This window comes from Rhodococcus sp. EPR-147, assembly GCF_001647185.1.
Taxonomy (GTDB): domain Bacteria; phylum Actinomycetota; class Actinomycetes; order Mycobacteriales; family Mycobacteriaceae; genus Rhodococcoides.
This window is the reverse complement of the sequence record NZ_LVCU01000204.1, coordinates 1-3,183: the sequence shown is the minus strand read 5'-3', so window position 1 is coordinate 3,183 and position 3,183 is coordinate 1. Positions and strand designations below refer to the sequence as shown.

General features: G+C 66.4%; 5 protein-coding genes. 4 read left to right on the top strand and 1 reads right to left on the bottom strand.

Annotation, left to right across the window (positions count from 1 at the left end; translation table 11 throughout):
* Together A2J02_RS28220 and A2J02_RS10040 are read left to right on the top strand one after the other, a co-directional pair.
* Positions 1–242, top strand: a 242-nt coding sequence (locus A2J02_RS28220) for a hypothetical protein (protein ID WP_197477992.1), incomplete at its 5' end; no start/stop codon positions are given.
* Between the two features lie 93 nt (positions 243–335).
* Complete coding sequence (locus A2J02_RS10040) at positions 336–1,970, top strand: ParB/RepB/Spo0J family partition protein (RefSeq protein ID WP_068049716.1); 1,635 nt, start codon at positions 336–338, stop codon at positions 1,968–1,970.
* Positions 1,971–2,073: 103 nt separating this feature from the next.
* Here A2J02_RS10040 and A2J02_RS10035 read toward each other — a convergent pair whose 3' ends face one another.
* Entirely contained in the window at positions 2,074–2,292 is a 219-nt protein-coding gene (locus tag A2J02_RS10035; RefSeq protein ID WP_068049714.1) for a helix-turn-helix transcriptional regulator, read from the bottom strand.
* A 234-nt stretch (positions 2,293–2,526) separates the two neighbouring features.
* Here A2J02_RS10035 and A2J02_RS10030 point away from each other — a divergent pair, with 234 nt between their 5' ends.
* Both A2J02_RS10030 and A2J02_RS10025 read left to right on the top strand, forming a co-directional pair.
* Entirely contained in the window at positions 2,527–2,781 is a 255-nt protein-coding gene (locus A2J02_RS10030; RefSeq protein WP_231893741.1) for a hypothetical protein, read from the top strand.
* A 116-nt stretch (positions 2,782–2,897) separates the two neighbouring features.
* A complete protein-coding gene (locus A2J02_RS10025; RefSeq protein WP_141215009.1) occupies positions 2,898–3,113 on the top strand; it encodes a hypothetical protein in 216 nt (71 codons plus the stop codon).
* Positions 3,114–3,183 lie beyond the last annotated feature (70 nt).

Sequence of the window (3,183 nt, the reverse complement as noted above, 5' to 3'; positions counted from 1 at the left end):
ACGGCGACGAACGCCCCGAACACGGCCTGGGAGTGTCCATCCGACGGGGCGGCATCGAGGTCGAGTACATCGACGTGACCGGCATCGAGGAGCACGCACCGATGGCCTGGACACCGGACATGGCGCAGATGCTGCTCGGCCGTCGCGGATACGAGGTCACCGGTCGCTGGGTCGATATCAGTGACCCCTGTGCAGAAGACCCGATCTGGGAACTACCCATCGCGAAGACGGCCGACCGCTGACCCTCGCTCGACCCTTCACCTGCGAACGGGCATCGGGCAGCTGATATCTGCCCGGTGCCTCACCTGCACACACTAACCAGGGAGACCGCCATCATGACCACCGCCACGGCTGCACAATCGGCACCGACCTCGACCGGCTACACCCTCGTCGCCGCCGACCCGAACGAACTCGACATCGCCGCCAACGTCCGCGATGGCGTCGACATCACCGAGGATTCGGAGTTCGTTGCCTCTATCGCCGCTCACGGCGTCCTGCAGGCCGTCTCGGCGGTCCGCCGTGCCGACGGAACCCTCGCTGTCCACGACGGGCAGCGCCGCACTCTCGCGGCCCGAGAAGCCGGCCTTTCCTTCATCCCGGTGCTGGTGCGTGAGCAGAACGCAGACGAGAAGGCCGCAGGGATCGAACGCATCACCGAGCAGGTCGTGTCCAACGATCAGCGCGAAGACCTCACCAGGGGGCAACGCGCTGCCGCCGTCACGGGCCTGCTCGATCTGGGCCTGAGTGTCCGCAAGGTCAGCGCGCAACTGCATGTCCCGAAGGAGTATGTCGAGAAGGCCGGTCGCGCAGGACGATCGGAGCGCGCCCGCCAGCGGCTCGACCAGAGCCAGCTGACGCTCAATGCTGCCGCTCTGATCGCGGACCTCGAAGAAGCAGTCGAGGCAGAGCCGTGGGTTACCGACGCCGTCGAGAAGGTCTTCGAGATCGGATTAGGCATCGAGAACCGCCTCTCGACCATCAAACGTCGAGTCGACGAACGATCCGCCACGCGAGTTGCCGCCGCCGCCCATGTCGCACGCGGCTTCACGTTGCTTCACGATGAACCGTCCACCAGCGAGGGGGAGTGGTTCTCCCTCGATGACCTCCGCACCGCCGCTGGCAATGCGGTCCCGGCCGATGCACCCGAGCAGGCACCGCACCTGTGGCACGTCTACGTCCACGAGACCGGCGACATCCGGGTTGACAAGACCACCCGTGAGGAAGTCGCCGAAGACGACATCGACTTCGACACCGAGGACGACGACGTAGAACGCTACGGCGAGCTACGGCACGCCGACACGGTCGAGAAAGTACCCACCTGGGGATACGAATTCTTCCTGCACCGGGACCACCGCGCGGCGTCCGGTCTCGAACTCGCCCCCAGGAAAATCGCCACCGCAGAGGATGGCGACACCGAGGACGGGCTGACCCCGGCACAGCGTAAAGCGGCCCGCGCCGAGGCCGAACGCATCGAGACCGAACGTGCAGAGCGCCGAAAGGTCAAGGCCCTCAACCGCGCCGGAGCGACCGCGACCGAAGCCCGGCGCGCGTTCCTCACCGGGCTTCTGTCGGGCAAGGCCGCGCCGAAGAACGCCACCAAGTGGATGGTGACCACCCTGGCCACGCACGGTGATGTGTTCACCGAATCAAAGTGCTCGGAGCGGTACGCCGAGATCATGGGCTCACCGCTGCACGAGGTCGACCGCAAGGCCACCGCTGCCACGCCCGCTCGCGCCGAGGTGCTGCTGCTCGCCCGCGTGCTCACCGCGTTCGAGGCCCGACTCACCGGCCCCCAGGACGCCAAGGACTACTGGCGCTTCTCCGTCAAGCACTACCGGGGCATGGTCGGCATCGACAGCTACCTGACCTTCCTCGCCGACAGCGGCCACGCCCTGACCCCGGTGGAACAGGCCGCGATCGGCAACATCACCGTCGACGCCGCCTACGTAGCCGTCGAGGACGACGCCTGATCGAACCGCAACAAAAGGAAGGGCCCCGACCATCGCCCGATGGCCGGGGCCCTTCCTGTTCGTCAAGAGATGTTGACGATCGAGGGGTCGGTGGGTTCGCTCGTCACGGTCGGAGGTCGGTTCGTGCACCGCTCCCTGGCCGTTCGGTGATCCACTGCTCGATGTCGCCCCGCGCGTACAGCGGGGTGCGGGAGAGGTGGCGGGCCGGTTTGGGGGCCTGTCCGCGTGCGACGTACGAGGACCATGTCTTGGTCGATATGGCCTTGCCGGTCTTGTCTTCGATCAGTGCCAGCACGTCGGCGGTGGTGAGTTCGTCGGACATCGGGTGCTTCCTGGGGTTGCAGTGGTTGATGCCCTGACCTTACAGGCTCCGACTGTAAGGATTCTGACTCCATGTCTTGCACCTTACAGGGTGAGACTGTAAGGTTGGGGCATGGCCACGACACGCACCGAATCAGACCAATGTGACTGGCAGTCAACGCTGTTCGATGACTGCGCTTTGCCGGGTTGTGGCGCTCCAGTCGTTACGCCGGGCGACGTGTGCCAGTCCTGTCGCGTGGCTTTCGGGGACATGCTGACCGTGCGAACCGATGGACCTGACCTCGACCCAGAGCAGGTCCGCGCCGACCTCGCTGCCCGCGACGCGAGCACCCGCGACCAGTACCGCGCACAGGCCGCCACCGTGGCTGCCGCGCAGCAGGTGTCGACCCGCAAGCGCAACCAGATCTGCTGGCTCTGTGAAGAGCGACGGACCTGCACCTCGACCGCCGGGCGCTGGGAATGCGCCGACTGCCAGACCTTGCCGTCCTGAGCGCCTGCGCACGGCCCGCGACCGTCGTCGCTGAAGCCCTTCTCCGCCCGACCTTGGGAGTACTCATGACCACCACCCTCACCGCGCCCGCGCGCCGCCGCCTCAAAGGAGTTGGAATGAAACTGATTTCGCTCGACACCCAGTTCGACGGAACGATCATTGACATTCTCGGCTACCGCACCGCACCCGCAGGCCGCGTCGAGGTCACCGCCCTCCTCGACGCACCCGGTGCCTGGTACAGCCGCACCCACCCCGTCGTCGTCGACGCCAGCGACGTACGACTCTCCCTCGCCGTGCAGTCCATCACCCGCCCCGAGCTGGGCGTGCGGTGATGGCCGAGACCGCAGGCCAGATCGACATATTCGAGGTGCTTGCCGCCGCCGAAGCCGACGAGCAAGACAT